Below are 17,167 nucleotides of genomic sequence, written 5' to 3'. Positions count from 1 at the left end.
GCGCTCGATCCTCCTACGGCTTCACGGGATGGAACACCCGCGAAACGTAGGAAACGATCGCATCGATTTCGTCGTCCTTCAGCACGGATTTCCACGCAGGCATCGACGTGTTCGGCAACCCTTCCCGGATGGTGTGCGACAGGCGCCCGCGCGTCATGTTCTGCATGAATTTCGGATCGGTCAGATCACGCGGATGCGGCTCCATGAAGCTGCCGATCCAGTTCCGCCCCGTCCCGGTCGCACCGTGGCAAAAGGCGCAGTTCGCCTGAAACAGCGTCTCCCCGCGCTTCTCGTTGGGCGCCAGGCCCGACACCTGCGGCACCACGTCATGCAAGGCATACGGACTGGCGCTCGCAATGGCGTCGGCCTTGCTTGGCGGCGGCGCAGTGAAATCGCCCGGATCGAAATGGTTGCGAGGGTACGACAGCGGCCGCCCTCCCCACACCGGCCCCGGGTCCTCGGTGCGGGCGTGGTCATGACATGAGATGCACGTCGTCAGGAACAGGCGCTTGCCCTTTTGCTCAGTCGGGCTGAGCTGTTCCCACGGGCGGTCGAGCGGAATCGTGCCCGTCGCGAACGGAAAGGCCACCTTGTGCCGCTCATGGTTGGGCCAACCATTCTCCGGCGTGTGATAACGCGTATTCATCGCCTTGGCGAGAATGAATTCCGCACGCACGAAGTCGACCACAAGTTCGATGTCGCGCTCCGGGATGATGCCCTTGAAGCCTTTCATCGCCGTGCTCGACTTGCCGTCGCGCACCGCGGCGATCATCTGCTCACGGCCGAGCGACTTCTCATCGTCCTTCGTGAAGTCTCGCGGCTTGGGAGCGAGATACGTCGCCGCGAGCGTCTTCGCATCCCCGGAGTAGCCGTGGCAAAAATAGCAGCGGAAATTGTAGATCTTGCGCCCGGCCTCGTGCCGGGCATCCTTGCCTGCGTCGGCAGCAAACGCCGGTGCCGTGAACGGGGCCACGACAAGTGCCGCGGCAAACCCGCCCAACCAGATACGTCCGATCATTTCGCCTTGGCAGCCTTCTCACCCGAGCGGATGAAGGTCTGGAACACATATTCCGAGACGTTGGCGATCTCCTGCTCGGTCAGCACCTTGCTCCATGCCGGCATTTCAGTCCCGTTACGCCCGAAAAATACGGCTGCATAGATGGCCGGGCGATTCAGGGTCAGACGGGAACGCTCGTGCAGGAAGTCGCGCGGCACCGGACGAATGAAGTAGGCACGCGGCCCCTGACCGTCCCCCTTCACACCATGGCATTCGGCGCAATTCTTCTCGTAGAACGCCTGGCCTTTGGCGGCATCACCTTTCAATCCGGACGGAAACGGTGCGCTCATGTCGGCACGCTCATCGGGCGCCACCGGCTTCACCGGCGGCACAGGCGCGGCAATCGGCGGCACCGGGGCAGCTCCCGCAGCACCGGGCGCCGAACTCGCGGCACCGGTCCCGCCGGTCGTACCGGACGTTCCGGAAATCCCCTTGATCATGCCCGCCGAAATTGCCGCTCCGCGGTTCACGATGTCCGTGTGCACGTAGTCCGCCAGCGCCGCCAGCTGCTCCGCATTCAGGCGGGACTTGTAACCGACCATCGCCGTGTTCGGCTTGCCGTGCGTAATAACGTGAAGAATATAGTCGCGCGGAAGTGTCGCGCCCGCCGTGGTCAGATCCCGGGGAGGGGGGTTCAGGCTCTTCATCGCCCGGGAGTTTCCGTCACCCCGGTCGCCGTGGCACACCGAACAGTACTCATGGTAAAGCACGTCGGCCTTGATTGTGCTGCCGCTCGCGCCGTAACTCAGCGCCACGCCAACACCAAGCGCGCATGAGCGCAGGACCTGCGTGAATTGCTTCTTCTGATTCACAAGATACCTCTGGGTCGAAAAACTGCAGCCTAGATGCAAGAACCGAACCGGCCAGTTTCCATCTTTGGCATGTGCATTGCTTGCCTAACCGATCCAACCATACGTTACGCCTCCGACCAGCGCTACGATTAATCGACGGGACCAGAATGAAGCACTTCCTTGCACCTGCCGGCCTGGCACTCCTCGTCGTGACAACCAATCTTTCAGCTGCCGACGGCAAGGCGGTTTATACTCAAATTTGTCGTGCCTGTCATGCAACCGGGGTCGCCGGAGCCCCGATTCTTGGCGACAAGAGCGCGTGGGCGCCACGCCTGCCGGCAGGACTTGAAGCGTTGCAGCAATCGGCACTCCGGGGCAAGGGCGGAATGCCGCCCAAGGGGGGGCAACCCGGGACTTGCCGACAGCCAGGTACGAGCTGCGGTGGAATATATGGTGTCACAGTCCCGGTAGGAACAGCACCCGGTCCCGAACTTGAGAACAGGCTTCCACGGTTTGGAAAACCCCGCAACCATACGAGCGACAATTGCTAATCGCGCGCCTCTCGACTCCGCTCCGGCTCATCACGACACTGATCGCACTTCTCGCCTTGACCTCGCTCGGCAGCTTGCCGGCACAGGCACAGCGGATAGACATGCGCAACAGCAAGCACAATCTCGTCCAGATCAATGGCAACGGAGGCGCTGACCCGCGCCAGATCTGCGTCTTTTGCCACACGCCGACCGACACGAACGCGGACGATGCGGCCCAGCCGAAGTGGCAGAGCTCGGTGCCGAAAGACGGTGTCTTCCTGATGTTCGACGACATCGGCCGACTGGGAAAGGAAGGCAGCGAAGCCGTTGGCTCGCAGTCGATTGCCTGCCTCTCGTGCCACGATTCGTCCCAGGCTTTCGGGGTCTCGGGCGGAAGCCTCGACCACCCCTACGCGGTCCCCTATAGAGGGGCACTCACCCCCGAACAACGCAAACAGATCCGCGAAGAGCTGCAACGCGCCGGCAAACTCATCAACACAGCAAAGCAGATCAAGTTCGATGACGGGTTTCGCCAAGCCAGGCGCGGGATTGTCGACGATCGCCCGGTCTGGTGGGTCTCGAAGGACACGTCATCCGCTCAGCGCGGCCGTCTCGATGTACCCCTCTACGTACGCCTTGATCAGGAAGACCAAACGGAAATTCCATTCGTGGAATGCGCCAGCTGCCACGACCCACACACCGTGCGCCCGTTATTCCTCCGCACCGAAAGCAACCCCAGCGAACTGTGCCTCACCTGCCACGTCAAGTGAGCGAAGCGCGCACGCCCCCACCTGCATACCCCATTTCCATCTCAGACCATTCCTGCCCAACACGCCGATGAAACTGCTCACTGACCGCCGAACTTCCACGAAGACGCGACCCATGCCTCGCACAAGCTCGCGCCTTCTCGCCCTCACCCTCGCCGCCAGCATCACCCTGATCGCGGGATGTGCGGAAATCGGCGGCGAAGCCCCGGTAACGCGCGCCACCGGCCCATTGGTATTCCCCGGCCCACCGGACGAGCCGCGCTTCGTGTACGAACGCACGATCACGAGTTCGGCCGACGTCGAGACCGACACGAGCGATGATGCGTTCCGGCGCATGGTGACCGGCGCGCAGCGCAGCGGCCACTTTCTCACGAAACCCTATGCGGTCGCCGCTCACCGCGGCCGCATCTTCGTGTCGGACACTGCCGAACGCTCGGTGAAGGTCTTCGACGTCGCCACCGCGAAGTATTTTACGATCGGCGACGAAGAGCCCGGCCAACTCGTCAAGCCGCTCGGACTCGACGTCGATCGCTCCGGACGACTCTATGTTGCCGACGCCACGCAGAAGATGGTCTTCATCTACAGCCGCGACGGCAAATTCCTGCGCAAGATTGGGGGCAAGGACCTCTTCGACCGCATCTCCAGCGTCACCGTCGACCCCTCGGGACAACGGATCTACGTCGTAGACATCGGTGGCGTCAAATCGGAGAACCATCGTGTCCGGGTGTTCGAGACCGCAACAGGCCGGCACGTCATGGACATCGGCAAGCGCGGCACGGGGCCGGGAGAATTCAATCTGCCACGAGACATGGCCATCGGCAAGGACGGGCGACTGTATGTCGTCGATGGCGGCAACTTCAGGGTCCAGATCTTCAACGCCGACGGCAGCCACCACAGCAGCTTCGGCGCTGTCGGTCGCCAGCTCGGCAACTTTGCCCGGCCCAAGGAGATCGCGACCGACAACGACGGCAACGTCTATGTCGCCGATGCGGCATTCGGCAATTTTCAGATCTTCGACCCGGAAGGCGAACTGCTGATGTACATCGGCAACCGCTCAGAGCAGGGCGGCCCGGCCCAGTACATTCTGCCCTCGGGCATCGCCATCGACGAGGACGGCCGGATCTTTTTCGTCGACCAGTGGTTCTCCAAGATCGACGTCTTCAGACCATACAACCTGCCAGCGGACCAAGGCTTCCTCGTAAATCGATCAAGCGGTTCCAAACGCTGATAATCACCTTCCCGAGTTCAGGAATATTCCGGTGTCACATCGCGGGTTTCATCATCCTGAAATCTGCGAGGCAGCCGCCAGCAGCGGCAAAATCCATCACAAAACCTTTAAAAACAGATTATTAGAATTTTGCTGCGTTAATCTACCTGCGAGCCGAACAGGTGGACCGGAACCTGCTAGTAGAGCGTGCAACATTCAAACTCGTTTTGAGGTCAGCATCGACAACCGTCCGACGACCCGGACACGGTCCTTGATGACTAACAAACCGTTTAACCATCCATCGGGGGTTACCATGAAAAAAATCTTCAAACTGTCGCTCGCAGCCGCGTCGCTCGCGCTGATTGCCGGCGGCGCGTCGGCGGGCATTGTGAGCACGCCGCATAACCTGACCGCTGGGGGCGCGAATCCTGGCCCTGGCCCGAACAAGCAGAGCACTACCGAACAGATCTGCGTCTTCTGCCACACCCCGCACGCGGCGAACACGAGCGCCACTGCCCCCCTGTGGAACAAGGCTATTCCCGCGAGCACCGGTTACACGACCTACTCGACGGCGAATTCGTCGACGATCGACGGTAACGTGCTGGCGGTCGGTTCGGTCTCCGCAGCCTGTCTGTCCTGCCACGACGGCACCCAGGCGATGGACAACCTGGTCAACGCGCCGGGCTCGGGCGGCCTGAACGCCGCCGGCTCGGACCGCAACTACAACTGGACCACGGGCACCAACAAGGTCACCGGCGTTGCCAACCTCACCAAGGATCTGACCAACGACCACCCGATCGGCATCCAGTACTGCGGCGGCGGCCTGACCGGCTCGGGCGCCACTGTGAGCGGTACGTGTGCCGATTCGGACTTCAACGCCGTAACGACGAAGTCGATCAATGGTTCGCAGGTCTTCTGGGTTGACACCACCGGCGCTGGCACCCGCTCGAAGAACGACATCATCCTCTACACCCGCACCTTCACGGGCAATGCAACGGGCCCGTCGGTCGAGTGCGCGTCCTGCCACGATCCGCATACCGACAAGGCTGGCACGAACTCCGACGTGAACTTCATGCGCGTCACGACGTCCGGCAGCAAGATCTGCCTGGCCTGCCACACCAAGTAAGTCGGGCACAGACCGCGATCTGCACCACGCACTTTGCCACGCAAACTGCGCTGCCGCGGTCACGAAAGGGGTCAGGCGACAAGGTCGCCTGACCTTTTTTTTGTCACAATCGCATATCGCAACCAACTTGCGTCGCCGCTGGCCCGAAGCAGACACTAGCAGCCCAGCAAGACGAGAATTCTTGATGAAAATGATCGCTCGCGCAGTTTCCGGCACTATCGCCGCAACGCTCATTGCCTTCGGCACCCACGCGGCCGACGCGCCCAAGCCCGACCCCGCCAAGGCGGCCGCTACGGCACAGAGGCCCGCCGACCCCCACGCCTCGCCCCCATACCTGGCGGTCGTCAATGGCAAGGTGATCAGTTCCTCCGAATTCGATGCAGCGACCCGGGAAGCAATCCGCCAGAAGTTCTATCACGGCACACCGCCCGAAGGCGAAGTCGAACAACTTGTCCGCGATGTCGCCAACGACATGATCGACCGTCGACTGCTCGTCGAAGAAATTAAACGTCGCGACCTGAAGCCGAATGCAAAAGCGATCGATGAGAAGATTGCCGCTTACGAAAAGCGCTACGCATCGAGCGCACGCTGGCAACAGGAGCGGGAGCAGATTCTGCCGGCACTGCGAGAGCGCCTCGAAGAAGACGACATGCTGGCCACGCTCGAGGCCAAGACGCGGAATGTCCCGCAGCCGACTCAAGACAAGGTGCTTGGCTACTACAAGAAGCATCCCGAGAAGTTTACCGAACCCGAGAAGATGCGGATTTCGCTGCTCCTGCTGTCGGTTGACCCGTCGGCCCCTACCTCGGCGTGGGAGGCGGCAGAAACCGATGCCGGCGCCCTGCGGCTTAAACTCACCGAGGGCGGCGCCGATTTCGCACAACTGGCAAAAGAGCGCTCGCGCCATGAATCGGCCGAAAACGGGGGCGACCTTGGCTACATGCATCGCGGCATGCTGCCGGAGGGCATCCAGGAAAAGATCGACGGCATGAAACCGGGCGACCTCTCACCTCCGACGCGAGTCCTGCAGGGCATTGCCCTGTTCCGCTATGAAGCCCTGCAGCCTCCCAAACATCATGATTTCGAGACCGTGAAGTCCCGCGCAAGTGATTTGCTCAAACGCGATCTCAGCGACGAAGCATGGCAAAGCCTGAAGGAGCAACTGCGCAAGAAGGCGAAAATCGAGCTGAACACGGCACGCTATCCGGCACTCGCCAAAAAGGGGTTGGTTACGGGCAAGTAATCCGCGCCAAGAATGTCGCGTTCTGCGCTAGTGCGAGCGAGCAATTCGGCAGTTCACATGACACGCAGGCTCGTGTCGGCCTGCCATGGTTCAATTCCGCCTCTATGCGGCGGACTGCTGCTGGGCTTGGCTACCGTGCAGGCCTTTGCAGCTTCGACGCCACAACCGGCCGACGCCCCGGCACAGTCGCGCTTGCGTCTCGCGACAGTTCTCGCAAGCCTGCACAGGGATCGCGACACGAAGGGCGAAGTCCCGCCGTCGGCAGCCGGGGACATCGACTCCTCGTCCGCGACGCCGGAATCTCCCCCGCTCACCCTGAGCTGGACGTATCAGTTGCCCGGCATCGCCACCACCAGGTCCGCAGCCGCCGGACCTGGGTCGTCAGTGGAGGGGAATTCGTCTGCGTCCGTTCCGCCGCCCGAGCAGCCGAAACCCGGTAACAAACCTGGCAGTGCTGACGCCCCCGCCATTCCCGCTCGACGCTCGATGATCGCAAAGTCCGAACCGCGGGATACGCTCATCGACTCGTCGCGCAAGACCGAGCGCACGGCCGACACGATTGCAGCACCTGTCGCCCAACAGAAGGTGGCATCCGAAGACGAGGCGTCACCTGCACAATCCGGGAGCGCCGATGCCAAGGTCGTCGGGGACGAGGAGTTTCTTCCGGCCGACGAAGCGAACATAGAGCCAACGATCGCCGATCTTCCCGTGCCTTCGCGCAGCAAGGGCTCGCCTACACCAAATTCGCCGCCCCCCTCCCAGAAGCGCTGGGGCGTCGCCCCGATCCGCTGGGGCGGCATCGTTTCAGTCGGAGTAAGGCGCAATAACTCTGACACCACGTCGGGCTCGACGAGTCAGGTGTATGAAGGCCGGCTGCGCGCCAATTCCTACGTCTGGCGGCCCTATATCGCGCTCGTTTCAGGCGATTTCGCGCTTACCTCGATTCGATCGCAGGAGTCCGGCGACGTCTCGTCGAGCAATCTGATAGGCACCTCCGTGACGGGGAGTGGAACACTCCAGCTCTTTCCCCAGAGCCGCTTCCCATTTTCAGCGTCCCTGACGCTGTCGGATAGCCGCAGCGAGGGCTCATTCTCGGACTCGAACATCAAGCAGCAGCGCCTGTCCTTACGACAGGATTACCGACCACAGACCGGGCGATGGACGACCGCGGCGGGCTATGACCGCAGCGAACTGACCGGCGATTTCGGCTCGGACGTCGTCGACCGCGTCTTCGGTAACTTTTCGAACTCGGTGGACCGGCACTCCGTCAATCTCACCGGGGACTTCTCGAGAACCCTGGCCGACGAGCAGTCCGGGAAGAGCTACTTCTTCGGCGCTAATCACGGTTTCGCCTATAGCGATGAACTGTCCCTGAGCACGAACGCGAGTCTTACCGGCCAACAGTTCGACCTGGACACGGATTCTGCAACGACGCAAAGTCTGCAAGTGTTCAGCTATGGAAACTGGTCGCCAGCGGAATCGAAATGGCGGGGCTCGGCAAACCTGCGTTATTTCCAGACGAGCAATACGGTCGGAGGAGAAAATTTCACGAATCGGACGATTGGAGGGGCGGCCAGCCTGAATTACCAAGCCAGCCGCAACCTCAGCTTCTTCGGCACGGCCGGCTTGAGCGCTGACACAGACAATAACCTGACGTCGAACCAATCTCTGGGTGCCAGCTATAGTGGCGAGCCGCTGCGCTTCGGCAATTATGACTACACTTGGTTTACGTCTGCATCGTTGTCGAATGCGACATCCGGCGAGGGAGACTCATTCCGCTCGGTCAACGGAGCGGTCGGGCACTCGCTGATGCGCACCTGGCAGACAAGTGCGCAAACCACTCTCAGCGGCAGCCTGAACCAGTCGGTTTCGAGTTCGCGCTCTACCGGCATCGGCTCCTCAAGCGCAACCACGCTTAGCCATGGCGCAAGCCTCGGCATGCAGGCGAATGCCGGCGAAACGCTCACCGGTTACCTCAGCGCCAGTGCTTCGGACAGCCGCACCACCGGAGACACGACATCTTCGTTCCAGATGCTTAATGTCCAACTCACCGGCAACTGGCGCATCAATCAGAACTCGGAACTCGATTCCAACCTGACATGGCAATGGTCGCGCCAGGAGTCCGACAACGATCAACCGGTGGTGCTCGTCGATGAACTGGGTCGCCCCCTCTTCCGCGAAGACACGTCGCGCAGCGGCAATACGAGTCTAGGCGGAGGCCTGGGTTACAGTCATCGTCGACTTTTCGGGCTCCGCGGCCTGCGCTATCGACTCGATTTCCGTGCGAACACCAACCGTGACGACTCGCGGCGATTCGGGAATCCGAATGCCCAGCGCCAACAAGACCGCGCAACGCTGGATCTCGATCAGCGACTGTTCTACCGCATCGGCCGCCTCGACACGGAACTGCAGTATCGTATTGCCGAGATCGAAGGACGGCGTAACCAACTGATCTTCTTCCGGGTCAGCAGGGAGTTCGGTTCCTTCTGACGCCAGATCAGCCTCGCTCTGTGTTGCCGAGTGCAACCTTCTGCCCTGCGAGCCGACTAAATCCGATAATCTCTCGGACCGATCTGCCCGAACCGGTTGCGTCGCAAATATGTCTGCTCGCCTACTAGGCACTTCGCAGAGACATTTCGTCTGCTGCCTGTGCCTGCTCTTGATCGTGCCCCCCCAGTCCGCGAGGGCTGACGACCGTTCTTGGCTCCCGATTGCCAAGGATGGGCTTCGTGACTCCAGCGGCCCCGCCGTGAAAGTGCTGCAGCAGCCCGCAGATGCGCTGTCTCCCCTCACGCCGGACAACGCGGGCAATCAGGTCCGCTGGGTCCGCGCCTTGAAGGAGGGCCAGATCAACCCGCGATCAAGCTTGCGCAAACTGCTGAAGAGCGAAAGCTACGAGAAGGACGTGCTGCTGAACCTCAATGGGGGCATGCCGGTCGTGCGCTTTCCGCACAGCGTGCACAACGAGTGGCTGGACTGCACGAATTGTCATGACCATTTGTTCAAGAAGCAGAGAGGCGCGACAAAGATCAGCATGTTCCTGATTCTGCAGGGGGAGCAATGCGGGGTTTGCCACGGCGCCGTGGCTTTCCCCCTGACCGAATGCGGCCGCTGCCACAGCGTCAAGCGCGCCGACGCACTGGCCGAACTCGAACGCGAAGCCGCTGCGCAACCCAGCGCCACGCCGCCCCCCGAACCCGCAGCAGCACCGAACACGCCTCCCCCGGCGCGCAAGACCGAGGGCAAAGCCAGATGAGTGTGCCACGGGCCCCGCTGTGGATGGTTTGCGCTGCGCTGCTGTGCGTGTCGCCATTTTTTGCAGCGCCGCGCGCCACAGCGGAGTATGCTGACGTCGTTATCAATCGAGCCGCCGAAGCGGCCGGCATGCGGCCGGTGATCTTTCCCCACTGGTTCCACCGCATCCGGTTTCGCTGCAAGGTATGTCACGCGGAACTCGGCTTCAAGATGCGGGCAGGCGCGAACCAGATCAAAATGACCGATATCATCGACGGCCGGTTCTGTGGCGCGTGTCATGACGGAGAAACCGCATGGTCAGTCGAGAACTGCGATTTGTGTCATTCCGGAAAGGCGGGTCTGCCCCCTGGCATTTTCGGCGGCCACGAAACACTCGGACCGGGACGTTGGTGAATACATCATGTTGCGCATCCTAGCCGGCAGCATGTTCCTCGCGTTGACCCAGATAGCCGGCGCCGACATGGGTTCCGAGGCGGCGGCCTTCGAACACGCCTCTGCTTTCCTGTCGCCCTACAGGATGATTGTCGGCGGCTTTTCGGCTCCAGCGTCACCGGTCCCCGGACAGCCTCCGAGCGGGGCTTATCTCAAGCTGTTTCATCCGTCCGCTCTGACCGCAAACGGCCCCGACCTCTACGTTGTCGATAGCGGCCAGCGCTTGCTGCTGCGCATCGATACCGTTAGCCAGTCGATCACGCCGCTGCGCGAGATATCGCCTTTGCCAGGGGTTCGCATCAAGGCCGGCATCGACGGCAGCGTCTACGTTCTCCGCCCTGATCGTGGCGAGGTCACCCGCCTTACAAGGGATGGTCGCCCGATAGTCACCTTCAGCGCAAAGTATGAGGTCCTCCAACCGGCTGACATTGTGATCGAACCCACCCTCAACAGGCCGTGGATATCCGATGCAGCAGGCGGCGTATTCGCCTTTCACCCATCCGGGCGAAAAAGCGAGCCCCTCGTTGGGCGTGGTGACGGTTTTCCGGATGAGCTCGCCGGGGCGACGCTTCTCGCTGCCAATCGTGTGCATGTCGCCGGAATCGATCCGCGTTGCCGCTGCATAGTCGACTTCGATCGCGACGGGTACGTTATCGGCAAGTATGGGGAAGGCAAACTGCTCAACCCGTCGGATATTGCGCTCGACGCGCATGACCGCACATGGGTGATTGACCGGGGCGATCGAAGTCTCAAGATCTTCGATCATGGCGAGTTGGTCGCCACCCTGAAACCCGCACAGCTCGGGCTCGTGGACCTTACCGCAATCTCGATCGACGTATATCACGCATACATCGCCGACGCCCCTTCCGGCCGGATCGGAGTATTCGGCGTCACCCCGCCCTCACGGAGATGAGTTTGAAAAATCCCGCGTCGTCCGTCCTCTCGTGGCTGACACTTGCGCTCGCCGTTACGCTGGCAGGGTGCGCGACCCAGGCCACGCCGGCGCGCCTCCATTACGGCCTGCTCGAAGCGCCGGAAGGCAAGCGACTCATGTGGCCGGGCGAACCGGAAGTCCCCCGCTATCAGTTCGCCGGCCAACTCACCGGCGAGGAGAATTTTGTCCGCGAGGACGATTCGAAGGGTATCGTGCGCTTTCTCGCCTGGGTAGTCGGTCTGTTCGACGAGGAAAAACCGAACGTGCTGCAGCGGCCGCAAGCCGTGATTGCGGATGAACACGAAAGGATCTTCGTCACCGACGTCAGCCGTGCCGCCGTTTTCGTCTTCGACAAACCGGCCGGTGAGCTCAAGATCTGGGAATACGCTGTCGGCTTGCGTCGTTTCGTCGCCCCCATTGGCGTCGCACTCGCCAAAGGTGGCGGAATCTGGGTAGCCGATGCGGAACTGCAACTCGTCGCACACCTGGACACGCAGGGAAACCCGCAGCCTCCCATCGGCGCTGGCGTGTTGCAGCGCCCCACAGGAATCGCACGCGACGCGGTCACCGGCCTCCTCTACGTCGCTGACACCTACGCACACGACATCAAGGTCTTCGGCGCCGATGGACGACTGGAGCGGATCATCGGCGAACGCGGCGAGGCTCCAGGTGAATTCAATTTCCCGACACACATCGCACTCGGGCAAGGCAAGCTTTATGTGACGGACACGATGAACAGCCGCGTGCAGGTGATCCCGCTCGAGGGCGACGGAAAACCGCAGGTCATCGGCAAACGCGGTCTTTACTACGGCAATCTCGTTCGACCGAAAGGCGTCGGCGTCGATAGCGAGAACAATATTTACGTCGTCGAGTCTTATTACGACAATTTGCTGATCTTCAACGAAGCCGGGGAGTTTCTGATGCCGATCGGCGGCGTCGGCCAGGGAACCGGCAATTTCTATCTCCCTTCCGGGGTGTGGGTCGACTCCTTCAATCGGGTATTCGTCGCAGATACGTTCAATGGGCGAGTAACGATCTTCCAGTACCTTGGCGGAGCGAAGGCCGACGCGGAATGACGAGGACCGGGCGGCAAGATGGTTCGTGCTGTTAAGGAGGGCAAGGCAACGGAGGGCAGCGTCGACCGGGCTTGGGCAGTTCTCACGATCGCACCGGAACGACGCCCGGCGAGTGCAGGGATATTGCGCCTCCTCGCGTCGCTACGGCTGACCCTGGCGCTGATCGCCCTCCTCGGATGCGGGGTCGCGTTTGCCTATCTGCGGGAAGGGGCCCGCACCTGGCCACTGGTCGTCCCGCTTGTCCTGCTGGCGCTCAACCTGCTGGCTGCGGTGCTGACCAATGGCGTGTTCCGCCGCCAGACGGAATTGCTCGTCTTCCACCTTGCCCTGATCGTCCTGCTGCTGCTCGTCGCTGCAGGACGATTGACCTACCTGAACGGCTATGTCGGCGTCACCGAAGGCGTGCCCTTCGACGGCACTCTTTCCGACTCCGACCAAGGGCCTCTGCATGCAGGCGACCTTGCGCGCGTGCATTTCGTGAACAAGGGCTTTCGGATCGATTACGCGCCCGGACTCCAGCGTGGCGCCACCCGTAACGAGGTGGCGTGGGCCGGCCCGGACGGGCGCTGGCACGAGGAACTGATCGGCGACCAGACTCCCCTTGTGCTGTCCGGATATCGCTTCTACACGACGTTCAACAAGGGATTCGCGCCGACATTCCGGTGGCGCAACGCTCACGGGGCCGATCTGCGAGGGTCCGTGCAGCTTCCGCCCTACCCTCTGAAGGAATACAGCCAGGCGGCGGAATGGACCCCTCCGGGCAGCGCGCTGTCGATTTGGGTAATGCTGGACATCGACGAGATTCTCCTTGACCCCGCCGAACACACGACATTCCGGCTGCCGGAACGATACCGGCTAGTTGTGCGGATCGGCCGCGACCGCCATGAAATGCGCCCGGGAGAATCGCTGCAGACCGCAGAAGGCACCCTCGAATTCGAGGGGCTGCGCAGCTGGATGGGCTACCGCGTGTTCTACGATTGGACCCTGCCTTGGCTGCTTGCTGCTTGTGCGCTAGCGGTCGTGAGTCTGGCTGCGCACTTTTGGAGAAAATTCACGGCCAAGCCGTGGGATGCTTGAAATGGAACAAGAACTGCAGATCCTTTGGGCCGCAGTGACGGCCTACGTACTCGCGGGTGTCGTTGCCGTCGTTGGCGTCGTGCTGGGTAAACGACCCGAACGCTCGGTACTCGCGCTCATGCTTGCCGGACTTGCGCTACAGACCCTGTCGATCGGGCTGCGTTGGGATCGCCTCGGACACGGCCCCTTCATCACGATGTTCGAGATCCTGTGCTCGAATGTGTGGAGTCTGATGGCCGCCTATTCCCTGGCCTACTGGCGCATCGCGCGGATTCGTGCAACTGCCGCGATCGTCATGCCGCTGATGTTCGTCATGCTGGGCTGGCTGATGGTCGCCCACCCCGGCGAAGGGCATTACCCGCCTACCTACAACACGCCCTGGCTGTACATCCATATCGGACTCGGCAAGGTCTTCCTCGGCGCAGTGCTGGTCGCCGTCGGTCTGTCGTGCGTAATTCTCATGCGCCATGCCGGAATCGGACGGCAACGTCTGGCCCACCTCCCGGCCAGCCCTCAACTCGACGAACTCGCCTTCCGCTGCATGGCGATCGGGCTGATCTTCCACACCCTGATGCTCATAGCCGGCGCCATCTGGGCCCAGGATGCCTGGGGCCGCTATTGGGCCTGGGATCCGCTGGAAACATGGGCGTTCATAACCTAGCTCACGGTCGCATTCACCATTCACGCCCGGCTTGCCTATCGCCTCTCGCCGCCGGCACACGCCGGACTGGTACTCGCGGTGTTCATCACCGCTTTCCTGACATTCTTCGGCGTACCGTTCATCTCCGCTGTCCCGCACCAGGGAGCCGTGTGATGCCGCAGACGCGCGCGCAACCCACGGTGGTTTCTCAGCGATGGCTCCTTGCGGCGGCAATATCACTGGGACTGTCCGCGGTGGCGGCCGCTCTGCTCGTGCTCGCGCGCACCCCGGGCCTCACCTCGTTCATCGCCTCGGACAGCTTTCCGCGCGCCCTCGTGGTGCATGTAAACCTGGCCACGCTGCTATGGTACTTCTCGATGGCGAGCGCTTTATGGACCGAACGCCTGGACGCGCGCCGCCAAAAGCTCGCCGGGATACTGAACCTTTGCGGTGCCGCCGGGGCGTTCGGCGTGATTGCGACGGGCCTTCTTGCTCCCGGCACACCGACCCTCGCCAATTACGTTCCCTATCTCGACCACCCTTTGTTTCTCGGATCGCTGGCGCTGTTTGCGCTCGCAACGCTCTTCACCGCAAGCATCTCCCTGTCCCGCCCCCGTGATGCCGCCGAATGCGGCTTCGTCATCGCCCGCCTGCCCTTCTTTATGGGGGCGCTCTACCTGCTGCTCGCATGGCGACAAGGGATGGGGCTGATCGACGCTCTGTGGGGCGCCGGACACATCCTTCAGTTCGGATTCGTGACGCTGATGATGGCGATATGGTTGCGGCTGACACAGAATGCCGGCGTCACCGCGCCCCCCTCGCGGGTCACGCTCGCCTTGTTCGCCGCGGCATCCCTGCCCGGAGTCCTCGCCCCCGCACTGCTCCTCGGAGGGGTCGATCACGGCACCCTGCACGGACTTCACACTCAGATCATGCGCTTGTCGAACTGGCCGGCGCCGCTGATATTCGGCCTGCTCCTTGCATTCCAGCCAGGCGCCCGGCGAGCCGACGGATTTGTTGCATCACTCGGCTTATATTGCCTTGGCATTTTCGCCGGCACTGCCATCGATAGCCAGACGACGCTGATTCCGGCCCATTATCACGGTACAATCGGCGCCTTTACGCTCGCACAGATGGCTGCGGTGATCGCACGCCTGTCGCCGACGCACAATATTCGCGAACAGGCCACTCCGACGCGGAGGCCGCTCTCGATCTACGCCTTCGGAATAACGACGCTGATCTGCGGTCTTGCCTGGAGCGGTGCGCTGGGTGCACCGCGCAAGACCGGATTCAGCCCCGCAGACGCGGAGCCCGGAACGATCATCGCCGCAACACTCACCGGCGTGGGCGGCACCATCACGATCGTCGGCGTCGCCTACTTCGCAATCATCGTCGTACCCCGGATTGTCAGACTATGCAGATCACGCACGGCCACGATGCCCCCACACAACCCCAGCCAGCCCGCCGCGACGTTCGCCGCCGCGCGCTAGTCATCACAGTGCTCGCCACGCTGGCGCTCGGCGGCGTGCTGGCCCTGGACCCACCGCGTGGCGACCTGCCCCCCCCGAAGCGCCTTGCCTTTGCCAACATTTTGCCCCTCGAGCCGCGCAATGCGACGGCCGACGCTGCAACGCTGAAAGAGGTTCAGACACGATTCGAACAGGGCGTGGCGATGCTCCGCATGCACCAGTACGAATACGCCCTGACGGCCTTCCACCAAGTCCTGGCGCTCGCGCCCGAGATTCCCGAAGCGCACGTCAACATGGGATTCGCACTGATCGGACTCGAGCAATGGAAGCACGCACGCGACTTCTTCGAGTCGGCCATCGAGCTGCGACGTGACCAGATCAATGCCTACTTCGGGCTCGCCTTGACGCTTGACGCGCTGGGCAACCGCCCCGGAGCCATGGGCGCGATGCAGACCTATCTGCATCGTGCCCCGGCAGATGACCCATTCCGCGCGCGAGCCGAAGCGGCGATCTGGGAATGGCGTTCCGACGCCCGCGATTCAACAATCGCAGAAGAGCGCCCCGCATCCGCCGCTCCTGGCCATTGACGCGCCCTGCCTCGGATGAACGGAGCCTTGCGCAGCCTTTGTACAGGCAAGTAATGGATTGTCATCGGAAGGCGCGCCCGGTAGGCTAAGGCCGGCCGGCGTAGCGTCACGCAGGCGATTCCCGCTTTCGGGAAACCATTCTCACGCACAATACAATCAGTTACATTCACCGGCAGCCAGAGCCTGTCAAGCGGCGGCCATGGGTTACGTCGATCGTAATAGTCGTCGGGCGCAATTCTTGCTAATTGCACCAGTCCGACGCGCAGCGTGGCCCGGTCGGGAGGGGTGACTCAAAAGACGGGCGAGCTCGGTGCGACAGTAAGAACCTCCAACACCATGTCGGATTCGTCTGGCGCGGCCAAGGGGACGATTACATTCGTTTGGTTGCCAGCCGGCGGAATCTCGGGCACTTTGGCTGGCAAAAACGGTTTACGTTTTCAAGAGGGTTGAACTATGAAGCAGGTCCCGTGGGTAGCAAGAGTCCGTCGTGGGCTCACTGCGCTGCTGTTTGCCGTAGTGGCCATCACGCTCTGGACCCCGTCCGACAGCCGCGCCGAGTACGGCGACATCGTCATCAACAACTATGCCGACGCGGCCGGCATGCGCCCGGCGATCTTCCCGCACTGGTTCCACCGGATCCGTTTCCGCTGCAAGGTCTGCCACGCGGACCTCGGCTTCCAGTTCAAGGCGGGCGGCAACGAGATCACGATGCTGAAGATCATTGACGGCCAGTTCTGTGGCGCATGCCACAACGGCGAAGTCGCCTGGTCGGTCGAGAACTGCGACCTGTGCCATTCCGGCAAACCCAATACCCCCACGCAAGTGCACGAAAGCACCATCCAGAAACTGGCAGTTCCCGTCGGGCAAGGAGGTAGCAAGAAATGACCCGCCGTATTCCAACCCTTCTCCTGACCGTGTTCGCCGCCGCCCTGCTCGGCTCGGCGCCTGCCATTGCCCAGGACGCCAAGGGCAAGCC

Annotated in this window: 17 protein-coding genes; 15 read left to right on the top strand and 2 right to left on the bottom strand. The window is 62.1% G+C overall.

Features of this window, described 5'->3' with window-relative positions; genetic code table 11:
* Window positions 1-13: 13 nt before the first annotated feature.
* Together GPA27_RS21180 and GPA27_RS21175 are read right to left on the bottom strand one after the other, a co-directional pair.
* Window positions 14-1,018 carry a c-type cytochrome gene (locus tag GPA27_RS21180; protein ID WP_169142423.1) on the bottom strand — a complete coding sequence of 335 codons (1,005 nt, stop codon included), beginning with the start codon at window positions 1,016-1,018 and terminating at the stop codon, window positions 14-16.
* Window positions 1,015-1,869 (bottom strand): c-type cytochrome, encoded by an 855-nt coding sequence (locus GPA27_RS21175; protein ID WP_169142422.1) that lies wholly within the window; start codon window positions 1,867-1,869, stop codon window positions 1,015-1,017. Before GPA27_RS21175 ends, GPA27_RS21180 begins: the two co-directional genes overlap by 4 nt.
* A 146-nt stretch (window positions 1,870-2,015) precedes the next feature.
* On the opposite strand from GPA27_RS21175, the gene GPA27_RS29540 reads away from it, so the two are divergent.
* The 15 genes from GPA27_RS29540 to GPA27_RS21105 all read left to right on the top strand — a co-directional run bounded on the left by GPA27_RS29540 (window position 2,016) and on the right by GPA27_RS21105 (window position 17,076).
* Window positions 2,016-2,399 carry a c-type cytochrome gene (locus GPA27_RS29540; protein WP_211165144.1) on the top strand — a complete coding sequence of 128 codons (384 nt, stop codon included), beginning with the start codon at window positions 2,016-2,018 and terminating at the stop codon, window positions 2,397-2,399.
* Window positions 2,393-3,148, top strand: a complete 756-nt coding sequence (locus GPA27_RS21170; RefSeq protein WP_169142421.1) for a cytochrome c3 family protein — start codon at window positions 2,393-2,395, stop codon at window positions 3,146-3,148. The genes GPA27_RS29540 and GPA27_RS21170 overlap by 7 nt, the downstream gene beginning before the upstream one ends.
* Before the next feature lie 112 nt (window positions 3,149-3,260).
* The gene (locus GPA27_RS21165; RefSeq protein ID WP_169142420.1) at window positions 3,261-4,373 is read left to right on the top strand and encodes a 6-bladed beta-propeller; all 1,113 of its coding nucleotides are present in this window, start codon (window positions 3,261-3,263) and stop codon (window positions 4,371-4,373) included.
* Window positions 4,374-4,665: 292 nt separating this feature from the next.
* Entirely contained in the window at window positions 4,666-5,478 is an 813-nt protein-coding gene (locus GPA27_RS21160; RefSeq protein ID WP_169142419.1) for a cytochrome c3 family protein, read from the top strand.
* A 184-nt stretch (window positions 5,479-5,662) separates the two neighbouring features.
* On the top strand, window positions 5,663-6,721 hold the full coding sequence (locus GPA27_RS21155; RefSeq protein ID WP_169142418.1) for a peptidylprolyl isomerase: 1,059 nt from the start codon (window positions 5,663-5,665) through the stop codon (window positions 6,719-6,721).
* Window positions 6,722-6,856: 135 nt separating this feature from the next.
* Window positions 6,857-9,211: a TonB-dependent receptor gene (locus GPA27_RS21150; protein WP_256223069.1), complete on the top strand. Its 2,355-nt coding sequence runs from the start codon at window positions 6,857-6,859 to the stop codon at window positions 9,209-9,211.
* A gap of 259 nt (window positions 9,212-9,470) precedes the next feature.
* The gene (locus tag GPA27_RS21145) at window positions 9,471-9,977 is read left to right on the top strand and encodes a c(7)-type cytochrome triheme domain-containing protein (protein ID WP_256223067.1); all 507 of its coding nucleotides are present in this window, start codon (window positions 9,471-9,473) and stop codon (window positions 9,975-9,977) included.
* Window positions 9,974-10,369, top strand: coding sequence for a c(7)-type cytochrome triheme domain-containing protein (locus GPA27_RS21140; RefSeq protein ID WP_169142416.1), 396 nt, complete (start codon window positions 9,974-9,976; stop codon window positions 10,367-10,369). Before GPA27_RS21145 ends, GPA27_RS21140 begins: the two co-directional genes overlap by 4 nt.
* Before the next feature lie 7 nt (window positions 10,370-10,376).
* A complete protein-coding gene (locus GPA27_RS21135; protein ID WP_246261313.1) occupies window positions 10,377-11,321 on the top strand; it encodes an NHL repeat-containing protein in 945 nt (314 codons plus the stop codon).
* A gap of 137 nt (window positions 11,322-11,458) precedes the next feature.
* Window positions 11,459-12,418 (top strand): 6-bladed beta-propeller, encoded by a 960-nt coding sequence (locus tag GPA27_RS21130; protein ID WP_246261311.1) that lies wholly within the window; start codon window positions 11,459-11,461, stop codon window positions 12,416-12,418.
* 18 nt (window positions 12,419-12,436) lie between these two features.
* Window positions 12,437-13,495, top strand: a complete 1,059-nt coding sequence (locus tag GPA27_RS21125; RefSeq protein WP_169142413.1) for a cytochrome c biogenesis ResB family protein — start codon at window positions 12,437-12,439, stop codon at window positions 13,493-13,495.
* 1 nt (window position 13,496) lies between these two features.
* The gene (gene ccsA / locus GPA27_RS21120) at window positions 13,497-14,156 is read left to right on the top strand and encodes a cytochrome c biogenesis protein CcsA (protein ID WP_246261309.1); all 660 of its coding nucleotides are present in this window, start codon (window positions 13,497-13,499) and stop codon (window positions 14,154-14,156) included.
* Window positions 14,157-14,308: 152 nt separating this feature from the next.
* Window positions 14,309-15,625 (top strand): hypothetical protein, encoded by a 1,317-nt coding sequence (locus tag GPA27_RS21115; protein WP_169142412.1) that lies wholly within the window; start codon window positions 14,309-14,311, stop codon window positions 15,623-15,625.
* A complete protein-coding gene (locus GPA27_RS21110; RefSeq protein ID WP_169142411.1) occupies window positions 15,550-16,191 on the top strand; it encodes a tetratricopeptide repeat protein in 642 nt (213 codons plus the stop codon). The genes GPA27_RS21115 and GPA27_RS21110 overlap by 76 nt, the downstream gene beginning before the upstream one ends.
* Before the next feature lie 453 nt (window positions 16,192-16,644).
* A complete protein-coding gene (locus GPA27_RS21105; RefSeq protein WP_050414230.1) occupies window positions 16,645-17,076 on the top strand; it encodes a c(7)-type cytochrome triheme domain-containing protein in 432 nt (143 codons plus the stop codon).
* Window positions 17,077-17,167: the final 91 nt, after the last annotated feature.

The organism is Aromatoleum toluolicum, from assembly GCF_012911005.2.
GTDB lineage: Bacteria > Pseudomonadota > Gammaproteobacteria > Burkholderiales > Rhodocyclaceae > Aromatoleum > Aromatoleum toluolicum.
Note: the sequence above shows the minus strand (reverse complement) of the source record. Positions and strands in the feature narration are given on the sequence as shown.